We start from the raw sequence: 19,455 nt of genomic DNA, 5'->3' as shown, positions 1-19,455 counted from the left end.
CGATGTCGGCGAGGTCCCGGTCGAGCTTGCGCCGCCAGTTCGGGTAGCCCTCGGTCGAGCCCGGGACGTTGGCCTGGGCGAGTTCCGAGACCACGTCCTCGTACTGGACGGCCGTGAGCATCGCGGGGGCCCGGGCGAGATAGCGGGCGGCGGCCTCGAACGGCGCGGCGTCCGGGGGCTCGGCGGAGGGGATGAGCTGCTCGGCCGCCAGCGCCTCGGCGAGGCGGCGGCGCTCCACCACCCGCTCGCCCCGCTCGGCCTCGGCCCGCTCTTGGTCGTAGAGGCCGAGCGACTGGCGGGTGTCGGTGTCGACCCCGCGCCACCAGCCGACGAAGGTCGGCAGGTCGTGGGTGGTGATGGCGGTGAGCGCGTCGCGCGGGTAGGCCGCGGGCGGCTTGAACCGTCCGTCGCCCTCGCGCTCGAAGGCGAGGATCCGGTAGCTGAGCACCCCGGCCCGCATCAGCGCGTCGGAGAAGCCCTCCGGGGCGGTTCCGAGATCCTCCGCGATGACGAGGCACTTGTTGCGGTGGCTCTCCAGCCGCAGCACCGCCAGCATCGGCTCGAACGGCATCGCCACGTAGGCGCCGGCCTGGGCGCCGGCGCCCAGCGGGATGAGGAACAGCCGGGCGAGCTGGAAGGCGTGGTCGATCCGGATCGCGCCGGCGTGGCGCATGTTGGCCTGCACCAGGGCGCGGAAGGCCGCGAGCCCGTCGCGCTCCATCGCCAGCGGGTCAAAGGCCGGCAGGCCCCAGTTCTGGCCCTTCGGCGCCAGCAGGTCCGGCGGCGCGCCGATCGAGACCCTGTCGGCGAAGCGCTCGGGATGCGACCAGATCTCGGAGCCGCCCCGGTCGGCGCCGACCGCGAGGTCGCGGTAGAGCCCGACCCGCATGCCGGCGCCGAGCGCCGCCGCGGAGGCCTCGGCGAGCTGCCGGTCGGCGAGGTACTGCAGCCACGCGTGGTAGCCGACGAGGTCCGCGTTCTCCGCCGCGAAGGCCCGCACCGCGTCCGTGCCGGCCCGGCGATAATCCTCCGGCCAGTCGCCCAGCCAGTGGGCGCCCCGCTGCCGGAAATGCTCGGACAGCGCCTCGAACAGGGCGTGCGATTCGAGATCCTCGCCGCCCTCCTGGCGGAACTGCTCGAAGCCCGCATCGGTGCCGGCGCGGGCCGGCGACTCGGCCCAGAGCGCCCGGAGCACCGGGTCGAGCACGTCGTGGACGCCCTGGTGGTCGACGAGGGCCGCCTCGCGCAAGGCCGTGATCGCGTCCGCGCGCTCGGCGAGCAGCGCCTCGGCCCGGGACCCGGCGAGGCCCGGCAGGCTGCGCGGGGCGATGAACAGCGTCTCCAGGAACAGGCGCGAGGAGGGCGAGTAGGGCGAGATCTTGGTCCGGTCGGAGCCGAACAGGGCGTGGACCGGGCTCAAGCCCAGGAAGGCCGCCCCGCGCAGGGCGGCCTCGCGGGCGGCCTCGCCGGCATCCGCGTAGGTGCCGATGCCGATATTGGTCGCCGAGCGCAGGCCGTAGAGCTGGGCGGCCAGACCCCAGTCGGAGGCCCCCTCCTCCGTGTAGGGGCGCGGGCGCCAGCAGCGCTGGGGTGCGGCGATCACCCAGGATTCGGTGCGGGTCGGCCCGGCCTGCACGATGAGGCGGTGGTAGCCCGGCGTCAGCGGCGGCAGCTCGAAGCTCGGCTCCGACCCCTGCGGGTTGGCGCGTCCCTCGCGGGCGGTGCCGCGCTCGTCCACGAGACGCCAGACCAGCGTGTGCGGCGCGCCGTTCTGCGGCCGCACCGGGACGCGGGCGGCCCGGCGGGCCTCCACGGGCAGGAGCGGCGGGATCAGGCCGCGGCGCAGGCGCTCGACCTCGGCCAGGCTCCCGGCGATCGCGGCCTCGTCCTCCACCGCGAAGCCCAGCGCGGCGAGCAGGCCGCGGCGCACCTCGAGCGGCGTCTCGACGGGCTTGCCGAAGGCGTCGGTGTAGCCGGCGGCGACGCCGACGAGGTCGGCCAGCTGTTCCAGGGCGCTCACGAGCGGGACTCCGTCAGGAACACGCCGGTCCAGGATGGGAGATCGCGTCCGGCGCCGTCCGGGGCATTGGTCCAGACCGGCTCGGCACCGCCCGGATCCAGCGCGAAGGGCTCGGTCCCGACATTGGCCACGAAGCGCAGGGTCCCGGCGCCGAAGCGCCACGTGCAGTCGACCACGTCCGGGCGCGGCAGGGTGGCGGCGGCGCCCTCGTAGCCGGACTTCGCCAGGGGCACGACCGCGTCGCGGCGCAGCCCCAGGAGCCGGGTCGTCTCGGCCAGCACCTCGCGGTGGGGCGAGCGCTCCCGCTCGGACCAGTCGAGCTTGGACGCCGCGAAGGTCTCGGCCTCGGTCGGGTCGGGGATCTTGGAGGTGTCGTCCGCGAACGCCGCGAAGCTCTTGAACTCCCGGCGGCGGCCGTCGCGCACCGCCTTGTTCAGGTCCGCGTCGGGCGCGAAGTCGACGAAGAACAGGAACGGCGCCGAGGCCGACCATTCCTCGCCCATCCAGAGCATCGGGATCTGCGGCGCCAGCAGGAGCCCGGCCCGGGCGAGGTCGAGTCTCCGGGGATCGGCCAAGTGGTTGAGCCGCTCGCCGAGCGCCCGGTTGCCGACCTGATCGTGGTTCTGGAGGAAGGTCACGAAGGCGGAGGGCGGCAGGTGCCCGGAAGGCTCGCCCCGCGGGTGATTGTCGAGGGTCGGGAACGGCTCGCCCTGGTAGGCGAAGCCCTCGGCGAGGCAGCGGGCGAGGTGGGCGACCGGTTTGTCGGCAAAGCTTTTATAGTAGCCGGCGTCCTCGCCCGTCAGCAGGACGTGCCAGCAATGGTGCAGGTCGTCGGCCCACTGGGCGTCGTGCATCTTCGGGCGCCCGGCGGCGTCCCGCTCCAGCCAGCGGGCCTGGTTGGCCTCGTTCTCCAGCATCAGGTGGATCTGCCGGTCCGGGAAGGTCTTGCGGACCGTCTCGCCGAGCTCGGCCAGGAAGTGGCGGGGCGAATCGTCGAGGATCGCGTGGACGGCGTCGAAGCGCAGGCCGTCGAAGCGGTACTCCTCCAGCCAGTACAGGGCGTTCTGGATGAAGAACTGCCGCACCGTGGCGCCGCTCTCCTTGCCGTCGAAGTTGATCCCCGCGCCCCACGGCGTCTGGTGCCGCTCGGTGAAGAAGGTCTTGGCGTAGGCGTGGAGGTAGTTCCCGGCCGGGCCGAAGTGGTTGTAGACCGCGTCGAGATAGACCATCAGCCCGAGACCGTGGGCGGCGTCGACCAGGCGCTTGAGATCGTCCGGGCGACCGTAGGCGCCGTCCGGCGCGTAGGGCTGGACGCCGTCGTAGCCCCAGTTGCGCGAGCCCTTGAAGTCGGCGAGCGGCAGCAATTCGATGGCGGTGACGCCGAGCGCCTTGAGGTCGGGCAGCCGGGCCTGCAGGCCGGCATAGGTGCCCTCCGGCGTCGCGGTGCCGACATGGCACTCGTAGATCACCGCCTCCTCGAAGGGCCGCCCGGTCCAGCCCGCGTCGGACCACTCGAAGCTCCGCGGGTCGATCACCTCGCTGAGGCCCGAGACGTCGTCCGGCTGGAAGCGCGAGGCGGGATCGGGGGCGACGAGGTCGCCGTCGATGCGGAAACCGTAGCGGGCGCCGGGCTTCACCCCGGGCAGGGCGGTGCGGCGCCAGCCGCCGCCGGATTCGGGCAGGGGGTGGTCGGCGCCGTCGACGACGAGGTCGACGCTCTCGGCGGTGGGCGCCCAGAGGGCGAAGCGGACGCCGCCCTCGACCATCTCGGCCCCAAATTCCATGCTGTGGGCGCGCCGCATCGGGCCACCGTCCTCGTCATTGGCCGCGCGCACCGGGACGCAAGCGCGGCAGGATCATCTGTCGTGGGAGAAGGCCCCGGGCCCGATCCGGTTCCCGCAGCGCAGCTATGGCGGAGCGGCCGCGTGGCAATGGGGTGACGGCGGGGGGGACGGCTGGGGCTGCGGGCGGCGGCAGGGATCACGGGCCGCGCGGAAACTAAGCCGCAGTTCCGTCGGCGCGGGGCGGCCCTATCTTGCCCGGCCGGCACTCTCGTCGGTCTGGGAGCGGACACTGGGTCGGGCGCACATCATCGGCATCCACGGGCTCGCCAACAAGCCGCCCCGGGATGAGAAGGCCGCCTGGTGGCGCGCCGCGATCCGCGAGGGGCTCGACCGCAATCTCGGGCTCCGGGTGGCGGAGGCCGACCTGTCCTTCACCTTCGTGTACTGGGCGGACCTGCGCTACCCGCAGCCGCTCGCGGGCGACCGCAACCGCGAGCCCTACCGCCCCGATCACGGCCTCGGGCCGTTCCCCTCCCCGGCGGGGCAGCCGGACCGCGCCGAGCCGACCCTCACCGACCGGATCTACCGCGGCCTGTCGCACCTGCAGGAGGCCGCCGGGCTGACGCCGGTGGACGACCTGATCCTGGAATACCGCCTCGACGACCTGTGGGGCTACTACGAGGACGCGGCGTTCCGGGCGGCGGCGCGGGCGCGCCTGCGCGACGCCCTGGCGGCGGCCGCGGCGGACCGCGTGCTGATCGCCGCGCACTCGATGGGCGGCCTGATCGCCTACGACGTGCTGCGCGCCGCCGAGGCGGACGGGACGCCGATGCCCCGCTGCGACCTCGTCACCCTCGGCGCCCCCCTCGGGCTCGCCGAATTGAAGCTGAAGCTCGCCGACGAGCACGGCGATCTCCGGGTGCCGGCGGCGCTCGCCGCCTGGACCAACCTGATGGACCGCCAGGACATCGCCACGGTGGGCGACGACCTCGCGGCCCTCTACGCGCCGAACGCCGCCGGCGTGCGGGTGCGGGACGTGCCGGTGATCAACGCCTACCGGAGGCCGGACGGCGCCGAGAACCGGCACAAGTCCTACGGCTACCTGCGGACCCCGGAATTTTCCCGGGTGCTCGCCGCGTTCCTGGACGCCCCGGGCTGAACGGGCCTCCGGGATCCGGTCAGAGCCGGCCCGGCACCGCCTCGCGCAGGACGCGCTCGGTGGCGGCGTCCTCGATCTTGTTGATCAGTCGCTTCGCCTCGTGCTCGTCGCGCAGGGTCTTGGCCAGGGTGAAGGTCGTGCCCGTGAGGAACAGCGACGCCATGGCGAGGTAGCCCTTGATCCAGATCTCGGCGGGCAGGAAGAAGATGCCGATCGTCAGCATGGCGGCGGCGGCGGCGAAGCTGACCAGCGTGAAGGTCTTCCAGGCGCCGGTATGGGGCATCTGCGGTGTCATGGTGCGGTCTCCAGTGGAATCTTCGGACGGGAAAACGTGCGGCGCCGGTCAGGCCCCGGCCCTGAGGCGGTCGAGCACCGCCCGCGGGTCCGTGCGGGGGCGGCCGTAGCCCGCCGCCTCGAGGTCGGCCTCGATCCCGCCCGCGGCCTCGGCCTCGAGCTCGGTCAGCGCGGCGGCGACGTCCGCCTCGGCCGCCTGCCGCTCGCGCAGGCGCGCCAGCGTCCGCTCGGCCTCCCCCAGCGCCCCCGCCGACAGGGTCGTGACCCGGCGGCCCTCGAGGCCGGCCCGCCGCAGCGCCTCGGTGGTGCGGGCGGTCTGGAGCCCGCGGTCGAGGTCCCGCAGCCGCTCGCCGCCCTCGGCGACGAGGCGCTTCAGCCGCTCGACCTCCGCGGCGAAGCGCTCGGCGGCGGCCCGGCGGTCGGCCCGCTCGTCCTCCAGGGCGGCGATGTGGATCGCCGCCTCGGTCCCGAGATCCTCGCGGCCGTCGCCGAGCGCCCGGCGCGCCCCATCCGACAGGGTGTCGATCCGGCCGCCGATCGCCGCCAGGGCGCGCGCCTCGGCGGCGTGGTAGGCCATGGCGACGGCCAGTTCCCGCCGGGCGGTCGCCAGGGCGCCGGCGGCGTCCCGGATCTGCTGGCGCAGGATCGTCACGGCGTGGGCGTCGTGGATCGCCTGGGCGTTGTCGGCGATCACGCCGCGCATCAGGAAGGAGAGGGTCCTCATCACGGTTCACCTCGCGGGAACGACGGGCCGGACCGCGTCCGGATTTGATTGAACGTCGTTCATAAAACAATTGAACACGGGACGCGCCGGGCCGCAAGGGATAAAATGAACGACGTTCATAAAAAAATGAGGGGGCGGCCGCGGAAGGAGCCGGGCGACCGGGCGGCCGATCGCCGGGCCCTGATCGAGGCCGCGGTGGCGATCCTGAACGCGGGCGGCGCGGCGGCGCTGACCGCCCGCGGCGTCGCGGAGCGGGCCGGCACGGCGGTCGGCTCGGTCTACGCGCAGTTCGACAGCCTGGAAGCGCTGCGGCTGGAGGCGAACGCCGTCACCATGCGCCGCCTCCGCGACACCCTCGCGGGGGCGCTGGCGGCCTGTCCGTCGCGGGAGACGGAGGCGCGGCTCCTGTGCCTGGCCGACGCGTACCTCGCCTTCGCGGGCGAGCACCACGCCGCCTGGGCGGCGATCTTCGAGCGCCGCACGGTGCCGGCGCCGGACTCTGTGCAGGCCGACATCGCGGCCCTGTTCGGGATCCTGGAGGGGGTGCTGCGCGACGGCGGCCGCCTCGCCGAGGCGGCGATCCCCGTGATGGCGCGGGCGCTGTGGTCCAGCGTCCACGGCATGACCTATCTCGCCGATCTCGGCGGCCTCGGGCCCCTCGGCGTGGACGACGTGCGGCCGATGATCGACGCGCTGGTGCGGGCGGCCGTGCGGGGTTTTTCGGCGGGCTGAGCGCCCGGCCCCCGCCCAGGCCGCCTGGACCTTCGCAGGACGCTTTCACCCCTTGGTCGAGCTCGTCCGAACCCGGGGCGAGGCCGCGGGCGGCCGCCAGCACCTGCGCGGAGGCGGTCCCGGTCTGGGCGGCGCCCCGGCGCAGGCCGACGGCGTTCTCCGACACGCCCTGGACACGCCTTGGACACGCCCTGCGCGCCGTGGCGGCGCTCGCCACCCCGCGCCCGATCTTCGCCCGCGCCCCCGCGCAGATGATTTCAACAGGCAGGATTTTGCAGCTTCTGCGTTCGCGGACCGTGAGGACGGCCTTGCGCGCACCGGCCCGAGCCTGTCCACTCCCCGTCCAACGAAAGCCCGGCTCCGCTCAGGATGATGCCGGGCCACAGGGAGAAGCGTCATGGTGCGTACGTCGCGGACGAGCTCGTTTCTGCCGGGCCGCCGCCGGCTCCTGCGGGCGGGACCGGCCCTCCTGCTGGCCGGGCTGGCGCTGGCCGCCCCCGCCCGGGCCGACGATGCCAAGGTCCGGATCAGCCGGCAGCCGGGTTTCGTCTACCTGCCCGCCGTGTTGGCCGAGCAGCACAAGCTGATCGAGAAGCACGCCAAGGCCGCGGGCCTCGGGGACGTCACCGTGGAGTGGGTCAACCTGACGAGCGGCGCCGCCGGCAACGACGCGCTGCTCTCGGGCAACATCGACATCGTCGACAGCGGCTCGACCAACATGCTGCTGCTCAACGACCGCACCAAGGGCGACGTGAAGGGCCTGTGCGGGGTCGGCACCACGCCGATGATGCTGCTCACCCGCAACCCGGACGTGAAGGAACTCAAGGACTTCTCCACCAAGGACAAGATCGCCCTGCCCTCCGTGAAGGTCTCGTCCCAGGCGGTGCTCCTCCAGATCGCCGCCAAGAAAGCGTTCGGGCCCGAGAACGCCACCAAGCTCGACCCGCTCACCGTCCAGCTCGGCCACCCGGACGCGGTGGCGGCCCTGGCGAGCCCGCACAACGAGGTCAACAGCCACTTCTCGCTGCCGCCGTTCCAGCAGCGCGAGCTGCAGGACCCGGCGATCCACAAGGTGCTCAACTCCTACGAGCTGGTCGGCGAGCCGGTGAGCAACGCGATCTTCTACGCCCGGACCGGCTGGTACAACCGCAACCCCAAGCTCGCCGCCGCCATCGTGGCCGCCATCGACGAGGCCAACGCCGAGATCGCCCGGGACCCGCTGAAGGCCGCCAGGGACTACGTGGCGGCGACCAACGAGAAGACCCCGCCCGAGACGCTGGTCGAGATCATGAAGGAGCCGGGGACGAACTTCTCCACCACCCCCTACGGCATCATGCTCCAGGCCCGGCACTTCTACGCGATGAAGACCATCAAGGCCGAGCCCAAGGACTGGAAGGACACGTTCTTCCCGATCGTCCACAACCTGCCGGGGAAGTAGGCCCCGGGCCGGTCAGTGCGCCTCCACGGGGCCGGCGGCGCGCTGCGGCTTCTTGAGGACCGCCACCACCGCGAGGCTCGCCACGAGGCTCACCCCCACCAGCCAGAACCCGTCCGCGTAGGCCATCACGTAGGCCTCGCGGCGGACCTGCGCGGCGAGCTGGCCGAGCGCGACGCCCTTGGCGGCGAGGGGGTCAGCGATCCGGGCGTGCATCCCGGCGGCGAGCGCCGCGAGCCGGTCCTGGGTGCGGGTGGCGTTGACGGTGATCGCCTCGGCCAGAATCGAGAAATGGAAGTGCTCCCGCCGATCGATCATGGTCGACAGCATGGCGATGCCGATCGAGCCGCCGAGGTTGCGCATCATGTTCGACAGCGCCGAGGCGTCCGCGGTGTCGCGCGGCGCGAGGCCGGCCGTCGAGAGCTGCGAGAGCGGGATCGTGAACAGCGGCTGGCCGATGGCGCGCATGATCTGCGGCAGGATCAGCTGGTCGGCGCCGACGTCGTGGGTCAGGCCGACATTGATCCAGCAGCTCGCGATGAAGAACAGCGTGCCGGTGACCACGAGCAGCCGCGCGTCTACGGCGCGCATGATCAGCGGCATCATCGGGAACAGCAGCAGCTGCGGCAGGCCCGACCACATCACCACGTAGCCGATCTGCTGGGCGTTGTAGCCCTGGATCTGCGCGCAGTAGACCGGGATGATGTAGATCGACCCGTACGAGACCGCGCCCAGCACGGTCATCAGCACGCAGGCGCCGCCGACCGAGCGGTTGGCCAGCACCCGCAGGTTGATGAACGGCCGCGCCGCCGTCAGCTCGCGGACGATGAACCCGGCGATGCCGGCCGCCGCGATCCAGCTCGCCTCGACGATCACGGGCGAGCCGAACCAGTCCTTGCGCTGGCCCTCCTCCAGCACGAAGGTCAGGGCCGGCAGGCCCGTCGCCATCAGGCCGATGCCGATCCAGTCGCCCTTGAGCAGCTCGCCCCAGCGGGCGGGCGCCTTCTCGAAGGCGCCGAGCTGGATCGCGGCCGCGATCGGACCGAAGATCAGGTTCAGGTAGAAGATGTAGTGCCAGGACAGGTTGTCGGTGAGCCAGCCGCCGACCGTCGGGCCGATGGCCGGCGCGAAGGTGGCGGTCAGCCCGAACATGGCGATGCCGACCGCCTGCTGGCTCTTGGGCAGCCGCGTGCGCACGATCACGATCGCGGTGGGGATCAGCACGCCGCCCGTGAAGCCCTGCCCGGCGCGGAACAGGATCATCTGGCTCAAGGACGTCGAGAGCGCGCAGGCCAGCGAGAAGGCGGTGAACAGGATGGTGTTCACCGCGAGGTAGCGGCGCAGGCCGATCACCGAGGACAGCCAGCCGGTGAGCGGGATCACGATGATCTCGGCCATCAGGTAGGCGGTCGAGATCCAGCTCCCCTCCTCGGTGGAGGCGCCGAGCGCCCCCTGGATGTCGGCGAGCGAGGCGTTGGTGATCTGGATGTCGAGGATCGCCGTGAAGGCGCCGAGGATCGCGCCGAACACGGCGAGCCAGTCCCGGGCGCTCGCCTTCGCCTCGGCCACCGCCACGGCCGGGACCGGGCTCATCGGGGCCGGGCTCATCGCGGCAGGGCTCATCGCGGCAGGGCTCATCGCGGCAGGGCCTCGCTGACCAGCGCCGGGGCGGGCCTCGGCCGGCGGCGGGCGGGATCCACCGGCTCCACCGGGTCGGCGGTGTGGACCGTGGCCTCCACCGACAGGCCCGGACGCAGGCGGGCGATGAGCGGGTCCGACGGGTCGAGGGCGACGCGCACGGGCACGCGCTGCACAACCTTGGTGAAGTTGCCGGTGGCGTTCTCGGGCGGCAGCAGGGCGAACTGCGAGCCGGTGCCCGGCGAGAAGCTCTCGACCCGGCCCTGGAATTCATGATCGCCGAAGGCGTCGACCGTGAAGGTCACGTGCTGCCCCTCGACCATGCGGCCGGTCTGGGTCTCCTTGAAGTTCGCCACGAGGTAGATGTCGCGGCCCATCGGCACGAGGGTCAGGAGCCCGGTGCCGGCCGAGACGACCTGCCCGATCCGCAGCGCCCGGTCGCCGGCCACGCCGTCGATCGGTGCCACGATGGTGGTGTAGCTGAGGTCGAGCCTCACGCCCTCGACCTTCGCCTGCGCGCCCTCCAGGCTCGCCCGGGTGCTCGCCTCGAGGGCCTTCAGGCTGTCGATCTGCTTCTGCGCGGCGTCGAGCGAGGCGGCGGCCTTGTCGCGGGCGGCGTGGCGCTGGCGGAGGTCGGCATCCGCCTGCTGCTGGCGCTGCACCGTGCCCGAGCCGGTCTGCAGCAGGTTCTGGTAGCGGGTGTATTCCTGCTGCGCGAAGGTCAGGGCGGCCTCGGCGTTGGCGAGGTCGGCCCGCGACGAGGCGACCTGCGCCCGCTGCTGGACGATCGCCGAGGCGACGCCCAGGATCTGCGCCCGGTCCTTCTCGACCTCGGCCTCGGCCTGCTTGAGCTGGACCTGGTAGGACCGGTCGTCGAGGCGCGCGATCACCTCGCCGGCCTTCACCGGCTGGTTGTCGCCGACCAGCACCGCCGCGACGGTGCCGGCGATGCGCGGCGCCACCGTGACCTTGTCGGACTGGAGATAGGCGTCGTCGGTCACCTCGAGGAAGCGCCCCACGGTCCACCAGTGCCAGCCGTAGGTCCCGGCCCCGCCGAGCGCGAGCAGGCCGAGGAGGGGCAGCACGGTCCGCGCGCGGCGGCGGCGCGGCGCCGGGGGCGAGACGGGGGCCGGGACCGGCGTGGAGACCGGGGGCGTGACAGCCGCGGTCGCCGGTGGGGAGACCGGGGCGCCCGCGACCGGGTCGGCGCTCTTGAAGCTGTCGCTGCGACGTGCGTCCATCAGGTCTGGCCAGAATCAAAACGGTACGGTATCGTTTTGATAGGACGAACGGCGCCGGGGAGCAAGCCGGTGAGCAGGGAGGATCGCGGGGTGACGGTCACGGAGATCGAGCGGGCGGAGGCGGGCCCGCGGCGCGGCGGCCGGCCGACCCGCGCGGAGGCGGCCCGGCGCGAGGCGCACCTGATCGCCGTGGCGACGACCCTGTTCCTCGAGCGCGGCTTCGACGCCACCTCCATCGACGCGGTGGCCGAGGCCGCCGGGATGAGCAAGCCGACGGTCTACGCGCGCTACCGCGACAAGCGGGCCCTGTTCGAGGCGGTCCTGCGCGAGCGGATCGCCGCGTGGCTGGCGCCGCTCTCCGCCGCGGCCGAGGCCCAGGCCGCGCAGGGCGGGAGCGACGACGTCGAGACCGCCCTGGAGGATCTCAGCCGCACCCTGCTGGCCCACGGCCAGTCGCCGGGCGCGGCGATGCTCAAGCGCAACCTCGTGGCCCAGGCGCTGCAGTTTCCCGAACTCGCCCGCCTCGCCCACGAGGAGGGCTGGCTGCGCGGCGTGCGCGCCGTGGCGCGGCTGCTCGACGCCTTCGCCCGGCGCGGGCGGATCGCCGTGGCGGATCCCGAGATCGCGGCCGACCTGTTCCTCAGCCTCGTCCTCGGCCGGTCGTCCCAGGCGACCCTCTACGGCATCGCCACCGACCCGGAGGCGCAGGAGCGGCGGCGACAGGCGGCGGTGCGGCTGTTCCTCGACGGGGTGCGCCCCCGCTGAGGGCGACCAGTCGGCGCCGGTGATCCGGCCGCCGGTGAATCGGCACGCCGGGCTCCGAACGGGCCCAACCCGCGATTGCGCCCCTCCCCGCCCGGGCCTATAGTGCCTCATCCCCATTCGACAGCGTGAGACGGGACATCCGGATCGGTCATCCGGAGCCCGCGGCCCGATGCCCGGCCCCCGTCCCGCCAGGCCGGAGCACGAGAAGCATGTCCCAGGGTCCGTTGATGCCCAAGGCGACCGCCGTCTGGCTGGTCGAGAACACCTCGCTCGCCTTCGAGCAGATCGCCGATTTCTGCAAGCTGCACCCGCTGGAGGTGAAGGGCATCGCCGACGGCGAGGTCGCGGCCGGCATCAAGGGGCTCGACCCGGTCTCCACCGGCCAGCTCACCCGCGACGAGATCGAGAAGGCCCAGAAGGCGCCGCACTACAAGCTGAAGCCCGCCGTCTCGAAGGTGAAGCTGCCGGAGGTGAAGCGCACCACCAAGGGCCCGCGCTACACCCCCCTCTCCCGCCGCCAGGACCGGCCGAACGCCATCCTGTGGCTGCTGCGCAACCACCCCGAGCTGAAGGACTCGCAGATCATCCGGCTCGTCGGCACCACCAAGTCGACGATCCAGCAGATCCGCGAGCGCACCCACTGGAACTCGGGCTCGCTCCAGCCGATGGACCCGGTGACCCTGGGGCTGACCACCCAGATCAACCTCGACTTCGAGGTCCAGCGCGCGGCGGCCGACCGCCCGGCCGCGGTGGCGGCCGAGTCGGGCGCCTCGCTGCTGCCGACCGAGGTCTCCACGGCCCGCGACGCCGACGAGCGGGAGCACGAGGACGATCACGGCGGCCGCGAGGAGCGGCTCGACGCCGATTCGGTCTTCGCCAAGCTCAAGGGCCGGCACCACGACGAGGACGACGAGGACTAGGAGCCGGCCGGCGCCCGCCCGGCCGAAGGCGGGGCGGGCGCCAGGACGGCCCGTGCAGGACGCGGCCCCCGGCTCCCGCGGAGTCGGGGGCCGCTCCGCGTCCGGCCGGACCCGGGCGCGCCCGAGGGCGGGGCGGAAACGGGATCGCCCTATTCCGGCAGCGGCCGGCCCCGCGTCTCCGGCATGAACCACGGCACGACGAGGCCGATCACGTAGACGCTGGAGAGCGTCAGCGCCGCCGCGGCGACGCCCCCGAAGGCGGTCACGATCTGCCCGGCGATGATCGGGAAGATCCAGGCGATCAGCCGCGCGCCGTTGAACACGACGCTCGCCGCCGTCGCCCGGACCGCCGGGGTGAACAGCTCCGCGAGGTAGATCGCCATCCACGAGAAGGCGAAGCCCAGGGTGAAGAACCCGTTCAGGAAAGCGAGCGCCATGAACGGCACCAGCCCGCCGGTCCAGAGGTAGCAGGCGAGCGACGTGGCGATGCAGCCGACATAGGTGACCAGCAGGAAGGCGCGGCGGCCGATCGCGTCGGCCACGAAGCCGGAGATCACGTAGGCGGTGATCGCCCCGATATTGTAGACGATGCCCATGCGCGGGCCCCAGAGATTGGCCGGCGCGCCCGCGGCCTTGGCGAGTCCCTCCGTGTAGGCCGGCAGCCAGGACGAGACCGCCCACCAGCCCACCGTGGTGGCGAAGGACAGCAGCGTGGCGAGCAGGACCCGCCGCCGGCTCTCGGGCTCGCGGAAGATCTCCGTCAGGGAGAACGGGCGCCGCGCGCTCCGCGGGGCGCGGTTCGCGTCCTCCGCGGTGGCCGCCCAGCGCTGCGCCCTGAGCGCCCGCATCCACTGCTCGGATTCCTCCAGCGCCCGCCGCAGGTACAGGCACACGAAGGCGGGGAGCGCGCCCAGCGCGAACAGGATCCGCCAGGATTCCGGGCCCAGCGGCTCGGTGGCGGCGAGCACGGCCCACACGATGGCGGCCAGCACGGCGCCGCCGCCGAAGCCCGATTGCAGGAAGCCGCAGCCCTTCGGGCGCGCCCGGTTCGGCCAGGTCTCGGCCACGAGGGCGATGCCGGTGGACCATTCCGAGCCGATGGCGAGCCCGGTGATGAAGCGCAGCACGGCGAGCTGCGCGAAGCTCTCCGCGAAGGCGGTGAGCCCCGTGAACAGCGCGTAGCCCAGGATCGACACCATCATCATGCGCTTGCGGCCGATATAGTCGGCCGCGATCCCGCCCATCAGGCCGCCGATCCCCCAGCCCAGCAGGGTGATGCCGATGGCGAGACCCACGTAGAAGGCCGGGGCCTGGGCCTGCTCGGGGGTGAGGATCGAGGCCAGGGCCGGGCGCAGGGCGTAGACCAGGGCCACCGCCTCGTAGCCGTCGAAGATCCAGCCGAGATAGCTGCCCCACAGGATCCGCCAGTGGCGCCGGGTGAGACCCGCGTACCACGGGGCGCTGGCCGCCCCGCGCAAGCCCACGTCGCCCGCGTCCATCGCCCGTTCCTCCCGCCCGGGACGCGTCGGCGGCGCCCGCCCCGCCCTGATAGGTCGGTTGTGGCATCGGGTCGACCATATCCGGCTGGCCGGCCCGGCATTCCGGCGATCACGATCGCATCACGCCGGCGGATCGTGTCCGCGCGTCGCGCCGGCGCGAGGCCGGCGCGGGGCCGGCGCGCGGTGCGCGTCTCAGCGCGCGGCGTCGAAGGCGGCGAGGAAGGCCGCGAGGTTGTCCGGCAGGGCCGCGCAGAGGTAGCCGCCCTCCTGGACCAGGGCCGTGGGCAGCCCGGCCCGGGCGATCCGCTCCGCGGCCCCGACGAAGCCCGCGCGAGAGACCGCGAGGGCGCCGATCGGATCGTCCGCGGCGGCGTCGAGGCCCAGGGCCACCACGAGGGCCCGGGGCCGGTATGCGGCGATGGCCGCGAGGCCCGCCGCCACGGCCTCGAGCCAGGGCGCGTCGCCCGAGCCCGGCGGCAGCGGCAGGTTGCGGTTGAACCCCGCCCCCGCCCCGGCGCCGGTCTCGTCGGCGTAGCCGGCGAAGAACGGGAAGTAGTCGGACGGGTCGGCGTGGACCGAGACGGTCAGCACGTCGGCGCGGGCGTAGAAGATCCCCTGCGTGCCGTTGCCGTGATGGACGTCGATGTCGAGGATCGCCACCGGGCCGCCGGTCGCGGCGCGCATCCGCTCGGCCGCGATGGCGCTGTTGTTGAGGAAGCAGAAGCCGCCCGCGGAGTCCGCGTAGGCGTGGTGGCCGGGCGGGCGGCACAGGGCGTAGGCATGCCCCGCCGCCAGCGCCGCGTCGGCGGCCGCGACCGCGCACTGCGCCGACCCGTAGACCGCCGCCCAGGTGCCGGCGCGGATCGGCGTCGAGGTGTCGGCGGTGTAGAGGCCGAGGCGCCCGAGGAGGCCGGGGGGCTTCCGGTGCATCTGCGGCCGGGCGAAGGACCCGGTCAGGATCTCGTCGCCGATGCCGGGGATCGCGTCCCGGCGCGCCCAGGCCTCGGCCAGGAACGCCACGTAGTCCGGGTCGTGCACCGCGCGGATCGGCTCGAGGCCGTGATCGGCCGGCTCGGCGAGGGCGTGGCCGCCCCGGGCGGCCGCGTCCCGCAGGATCGCGTAGCGGGCCGCCTGCTCGGGATGCGGGATCGCCGCGCCGCGCCGCAGGTAGCGTTCGGGGTCGTGCCGGCTCGAATCGGGCGTGTGGACGATGCGCATGCGGGCAGGTTAGGGCCCGCCGGGACCGGCGTCATCCGCCCGGCACGGACTCGCGGGGCGCACCCGCGTGGGACGCACCCGCGACGGGCGCACCCGGACGGGACGGGCTCAGATGAGGTAGACGGTGCCGTCCGCGCGGAACACCTTCGGGCAGTTCGCCCCGTCCACGAGGCGCTGGGCATCCTCCAGGGAGATCCCGTGCGCCAGGGCGATCTCCGGCAGCGTCTTCCAGGTCGGGGTCATGGTCCGGCTCCGTCCGCGATCCGTGCGGGTCGGGGATCAACGGCGCAAACGCGTCCGGGTTCGCCGACGGTGCCGGGGACGATTCCGGGGACGGTCTCAGGAGCGTGTCGAGGGCGTCGGCGCGCCACCCCGTCGGGACGGGCGCGGCCGGGGTGACCTCGCGCAGCAGGGTCGGGACCCGGGCCCAGGGTTCCGTGACCGGCCCGGCGCTCGGCCGCACCGCCGCCCGGTTCTGCCCGCCGGCGACGCGGATGTCCGGGAAGCGCGCGCAGAACGCCGCCACGCAGTCCGGGTCGAAATGGCGGCCGCTCTCGGCGCGGATGCAGTCCAGGGCCGCGTCGAAGGACATCGCGTCCTTGTAGGGCCGCGCCGTGGTCAGGGCGTCGAACACGTCCGCCACCGCGACGATCCGGGCCGACAGGGGGATGGCGGCGCCGGCGAGCCCGTGCGGGTAGCCGCCGCCGTCCCACTTCTCGTGGTGGAACTCGGCGATCTCCGCGGCCAGCCGGATCAGCTCGGAGGCGCTTCCGCCCAGGATGCGCCGACCGATCGCCGGATGCGTCTTGACGAGGTCGAACTCGTCCCGGTCGAGCCGGCCGGGCTTCAGCAGGACGCCGTCCGGAATGCCGACCTTGCCGACATCGTGCAGCGGCGCCGCGAGGTAGAGGTTGCGGCAGATCTCCGGCGCCAGCCCGAGGCCCTCGGCCACGATCTGGCTGTAGCGGGCCACCCGCCACGTGTGATCGCCGGTGTCGTTGTCGCGGTACTCGACCGCCAGCGCGAGGCGGAAGATGATCTCCTCCTCGCGCTCGCGCATGTGGCGCAGGGCGGCCTCCACCTCGCCGTCGAGCCAGGCCGCCTGCTCGGCCAGCCGCCGCACCGCCCGGGCGAGCCGGATCAGGTTGCGCAGGCGGACGGTGAGCTCGACGCCCTGCATGGACTTGTCGAGGAAATCGGTCGCCCCGGCCTCCAGGGCGGCGAGCCGCACCGCGTCCGAGATGTCGCTGGTGACCATCACGATGGGCACCTGCGCGTAGTGCGGGATGGTCCGCATCTGCCGGATGAAGGCGATCCCGTCGATGCCGGGCATGTGGCAGTCGACCAGGACGAGGTCGAAGGCCCGCGTCCGCGCCTCGACCATGGCGGCGACCGGGTCGCCGTGATCGGTGACGGACACGTCGGGCTTGGCCTCCAGGAGGAGGCGCAGCCGCATCCGCATGGTGGCGCTGTCGTCGACGAGGAGCGCGTCCATCAGCGGCTCCCGGGCCGGCGCGCCCGCCCGGACGGCCCGGAGCCGGGACGCCGCAGGCCGTCCCGGGGCGGCTGCCGGGCCAAGTATGTCGACACAGGGACCATCGCCGCGACGCCTCGCAAGACTGTCGAGCAGCATTGAAGTATGCGGTATTAACGGGCGGTAAATCGTCGCTCTCGGCTATACTGACAAGATTTATTTTACTCACGGTCGTTGTGGTCATGAATTCCGGTCTTCGTTTGTCGGAGACGGATGAGGCCGCGGCGATCGACACGCGGAGCGCCGTCTTCGTCCGGTCCGGGGCACCTGAAGGATCGGCGCGTCTGTAACCGGGATCGCCGCGGCGGCCGCGGCGCGGCCCCGGGGCGACGGGGTTGACGCGGCCGCGCAGCCCCCCGACGGAGACGCGGATCCGGACGGGTCCCGGGCGGCCCGGATCGGCCCGGAGCGCGCCGGCCGGACGGCGCGGCGGGAGGCGCCTTCGCGATGATGCGGTTCGATCTCGTCGATCTCGGCCTGTTCCGGCACGTGGTCGAGGCCGGCTCCATCACCCACGGGGCCGCGCGGGCGAACCTCGCCCTGGCGGCTGCCTCGACGCGGATCCGGCTGATGGAGGAATCCCTCGGGGCCGCCCTGCTGACCCGGGGCCGGCAGGGCGTCAGCCCGACCCCGGCCGGGCGCGCGCTCCTCGTCCATGCCCGGGAGGTCCTGGCCGGGGTGGAGCGCCTGCGCGAGGAGATGGCGGCCTTCTCGGGGAGCGCCTTCGGCCAGATCCGGGTGCTGGCCAACACCAACGCGCTGACCGAGTTCCTGCCGGAGGCGCTCTCGGCCTTCCTGGCCGATCACCCCGGGATCGGCGTCGAGATCGACGAGCGCACCTCCGAGGAGATCGTCGGGCTGGTGGCCGAGGGGGCGGCCGACCTCGGGATCCTGTCCGGCACGGTGGATACCGGCTCGCTGCAGACCTTCCCGTTCCGGGAGGACCGGTTCGTGCTGGTGGCGGCCCGGGACCATCCCCTGGCGGCGCGCGGGACGATCCCGTTCGCCGAGGTGCTCGGCCACGACCTCGTCGGCCTCGACCGGCGCAGCGCCATCAGCCGCTTCCTCGTGGCCCAGGCGGTGCGCGAGGGGCGGCCGATGCGCCTGCGGGTCCAGCTCCGGGGCTTCGACGCCGTCTGCCGGCTCGTCGAGGCGCGGGTCGGGCTGGCGGTGCTGCCCGAGAGCGCCGCCGCCCGCGCCGCGCAGGGCCTCGCCCTCGCGGTGGTGCCCCTCGCCGATGCCTGGGCGCGGCGCGACCTGACCCTGTGCCTGCGCGACCTCGACGGATTGCCGCCGTTCATCCGGGCCTTCGTGGCGGAACTGCGCGCCTGAGCGGAGCCCGCCCCGGAACCGCGCGATCCGCGCGGACACGATCCGCCCCGCCGCGGACGGGCCGCGGCGTCCCCCGCGCGCAGCCTCGCGCCGGGGCTGCAGGGCCGCCCGCCGCGCCCGCGCGCGGTGGTGCACGGCGGCGTCAGCGCCACCGCTCGTCCGTGCAGGCCAGCAGGTAGACCACGTGCATGCAGCGCGCCTGGGCGGCCTGCGACGGCGCGTCGCCCATGCAGGCGCGCATCCCGACGGAGAGCAGGTCGCGGTCGACGTCCTGATCCCGCGCGCAGGTGAAGATCGGCTGGAAGCCCTCGAACCGGCTCACCTGCCAGAAGATGACCATGACCGCGAGCAGGCAGAACGTGCAGACCAGGATCCGGCTGTCGTAGAACCAGTGCCGCCGCCCGGCATCGCCGGCGCCCGCGGCGCCGCGCGCGCTCACCGCGTCACCGGGCCGGTCGCCGGGGGCGCGGCCCGGCCCCCCCGCCTTCTCGGCATCGGATCGTCCTCTCCGTCGCGCCGGATCCCCGGGCCGCGCGCCGCCCGCCGGGGCCGTCAGTCGATCACCTCCACGATCCGGCGCGTCCGCGGATCGACGAGAACCGGGTGGTCGTTGACGATCGTGTAGCTGTAATCCGGCAAGGCGAACTCCCGCGGGACATCGTAGTACACGATGCCGTCCTCCGGGAGCACCGTCCCGACCCGCACGGGTCCCGCGAGCGCGACGGAGGGGCGGCGCTCGCCGAGGGCGTAGATGCGGAACCGTTCCCGCCGGTCGACGCCGAGGATGCCGTTGGCCGTGCCCACGGCCGCGCCGATCGCGCCGCCGACGATCGCCCCGAGGGGGCCCGCCATCTCCTCGCCGCGCGAGGCGCCCTCCCGGGCCCCGCGCTCGAGCCCCTGCGCCCGCGCGTCCGCGGCGAGGCCCAGGGGGGCTGTTATGGGGGCTGTCAGGGGCGCCACCAGGGTGGCGAGGAGCGCGAGGGGCGCCGCGATCCGCATGATGTCTCGTCCCGGTCGGTGGCGTGGATCGTCGGGCCTGCGCCCGGGGGGCGCGGGCGCGTCCCGGCCGGAGGTTACGCCGAAAAGGCTGCCGATCGGTTGCCGCTCGGCGCGGGGCGGCGCCGGCATTGCCCCGGTCCGCCCATGGGGTAGCCTCCGGC

At 73.6% G+C, this 19,455-nt stretch carries 17 protein-coding genes; 6 read left to right on the top strand and 11 right to left on the bottom strand.

Annotated elements, in window-relative coordinates; all coding sequences use genetic code 11:
* Both malQ and treZ read right to left on the bottom strand, forming a co-directional pair.
* Window positions 1–2,020 (bottom strand): 4-alpha-glucanotransferase (gene malQ, locus ME121_RS26190; protein WP_491892889.1); only part of this gene is annotated, 2,020 nt, incomplete at its 3' end.
* Window positions 2,017–3,822: a malto-oligosyltrehalose trehalohydrolase gene (treZ, locus tag ME121_RS26185; RefSeq protein ID WP_024830451.1), complete on the bottom strand. Its 1,806-nt coding sequence runs from the start codon at window positions 3,820–3,822 to the stop codon at window positions 2,017–2,019. The genes treZ and malQ, both read right to left, overlap by 4 nt.
* Window positions 3,823–4,093: 271 nt before the next feature.
* Here treZ and ME121_RS26180 point away from each other — a divergent pair, with 271 nt between their 5' ends.
* Window positions 4,094–4,963, top strand: a complete 870-nt coding sequence (locus ME121_RS26180) for a hypothetical protein (protein WP_043073530.1) — start codon at window positions 4,094–4,096, stop codon at window positions 4,961–4,963.
* 19 nt (window positions 4,964–4,982) lie between these two features.
* Here the strand turns inward: ME121_RS26180 and ME121_RS26175 are convergent, their stop codons facing one another.
* Both ME121_RS26175 and ME121_RS26170 read right to left on the bottom strand, forming a co-directional pair.
* A complete protein-coding gene (locus ME121_RS26175; protein ID WP_012318586.1) occupies window positions 4,983–5,258 on the bottom strand; it encodes a YiaA/YiaB family inner membrane protein in 276 nt (91 codons plus the stop codon).
* A gap of 48 nt (window positions 5,259–5,306) precedes the next feature.
* Window positions 5,307–5,981, bottom strand: a complete 675-nt coding sequence (locus tag ME121_RS26170; RefSeq protein WP_012318587.1) for a PspA/IM30 family protein — start codon at window positions 5,979–5,981, stop codon at window positions 5,307–5,309.
* 105 nt (window positions 5,982–6,086) lie between these two features.
* Here ME121_RS26170 and ME121_RS26165 point away from each other — a divergent pair, with 105 nt between their 5' ends.
* Entirely contained in the window at window positions 6,087–6,713 is a 627-nt protein-coding gene (locus tag ME121_RS26165) for a TetR/AcrR family transcriptional regulator (RefSeq protein WP_024830448.1), read from the top strand.
* Window positions 6,714–7,110: 397 nt separating this feature from the next.
* Entirely contained in the window at window positions 7,111–8,151 is a 1,041-nt protein-coding gene (locus ME121_RS26160; RefSeq protein ID WP_012318589.1) for an ABC transporter substrate-binding protein, read from the top strand.
* A gap of 12 nt (window positions 8,152–8,163) precedes the next feature.
* Here the strand turns inward: ME121_RS26160 and ME121_RS26155 are convergent, their stop codons facing one another.
* Together ME121_RS26155 and ME121_RS26150 are read right to left on the bottom strand one after the other, a co-directional pair.
* On the bottom strand, window positions 8,164–9,771 hold the full coding sequence (locus tag ME121_RS26155) for a DHA2 family efflux MFS transporter permease subunit (RefSeq protein ID WP_408902606.1): 1,608 nt from the start codon (window positions 9,769–9,771) through the stop codon (window positions 8,164–8,166).
* A gap of 11 nt (window positions 9,772–9,782) precedes the next feature.
* Complete coding sequence (locus ME121_RS26150) at window positions 9,783–11,027, bottom strand: HlyD family secretion protein (RefSeq protein WP_053622484.1); 1,245 nt, start codon at window positions 11,025–11,027, stop codon at window positions 9,783–9,785.
* A gap of 90 nt (window positions 11,028–11,117) precedes the next feature.
* On the opposite strand from ME121_RS26150, the gene ME121_RS26145 reads away from it, so the two are divergent.
* Together ME121_RS26145 and ME121_RS26140 are read left to right on the top strand one after the other, a co-directional pair.
* Window positions 11,118–11,792 carry a TetR/AcrR family transcriptional regulator gene (locus ME121_RS26145; RefSeq protein WP_012318592.1) on the top strand — a complete coding sequence of 225 codons (675 nt, stop codon included), beginning with the start codon at window positions 11,118–11,120 and terminating at the stop codon, window positions 11,790–11,792.
* 209 nt (window positions 11,793–12,001) lie between these two features.
* Window positions 12,002–12,712: a DUF1013 domain-containing protein gene (locus ME121_RS26140; RefSeq protein WP_012318593.1), complete on the top strand. Its 711-nt coding sequence runs from the start codon at window positions 12,002–12,004 to the stop codon at window positions 12,710–12,712.
* Between the two features lie 149 nt (window positions 12,713–12,861).
* On the opposite strand, the gene ME121_RS26135 is transcribed toward ME121_RS26140, so the two are convergent.
* The 3 genes from ME121_RS26135 to ME121_RS26125 all read right to left on the bottom strand — a co-directional run bounded on the left by ME121_RS26135 (window position 12,862) and on the right by ME121_RS26125 (window position 16,924).
* Window positions 12,862–14,211 carry an MFS transporter gene (locus tag ME121_RS26135; protein WP_012318594.1) on the bottom strand — a complete coding sequence of 450 codons (1,350 nt, stop codon included), beginning with the start codon at window positions 14,209–14,211 and terminating at the stop codon, window positions 12,862–12,864.
* 192 nt (window positions 14,212–14,403) lie between these two features.
* The gene (locus ME121_RS26130) at window positions 14,404–15,429 is read right to left on the bottom strand and encodes a histone deacetylase family protein (protein WP_024830444.1); all 1,026 of its coding nucleotides are present in this window, start codon (window positions 15,427–15,429) and stop codon (window positions 14,404–14,406) included.
* A gap of 31 nt (window positions 15,430–15,460) precedes the next feature.
* On the bottom strand, window positions 15,461–16,924 hold the full coding sequence (locus tag ME121_RS26125) for an HD domain-containing phosphohydrolase (protein WP_012318596.1): 1,464 nt from the start codon (window positions 16,922–16,924) through the stop codon (window positions 15,461–15,463).
* Between the two features lie 486 nt (window positions 16,925–17,410).
* On the opposite strand from ME121_RS26125, the gene ME121_RS26120 reads away from it, so the two are divergent.
* Window positions 17,411–18,295 carry a LysR family transcriptional regulator gene (locus ME121_RS26120; RefSeq protein ID WP_012318597.1) on the top strand — a complete coding sequence of 295 codons (885 nt, stop codon included), beginning with the start codon at window positions 17,411–17,413 and terminating at the stop codon, window positions 18,293–18,295.
* A 142-nt stretch (window positions 18,296–18,437) separates the two neighbouring features.
* On the opposite strand, the gene ME121_RS26115 is transcribed toward ME121_RS26120, so the two are convergent.
* Entirely contained in the window at window positions 18,438–18,734 is a 297-nt protein-coding gene (locus ME121_RS26115; protein ID WP_012318598.1) for a hypothetical protein, read from the bottom strand.
* 113 nt (window positions 18,735–18,847) lie between these two features.
* Window positions 18,848–19,294, bottom strand: a complete 447-nt coding sequence (locus ME121_RS26110; RefSeq protein WP_024830443.1) for a DUF1236 domain-containing protein — start codon at window positions 19,292–19,294, stop codon at window positions 18,848–18,850.
* Window positions 19,295–19,455 lie beyond the last annotated feature (161 nt).

Source organism: Methylobacterium sp. ME121 (assembly GCF_000974725.1).
GTDB classification, from domain to species: domain Bacteria; phylum Pseudomonadota; class Alphaproteobacteria; order Rhizobiales; family Beijerinckiaceae; genus Methylobacterium; species Methylobacterium radiotolerans.
This window is presented reverse-complemented; position numbering and strand designations above follow the sequence as displayed.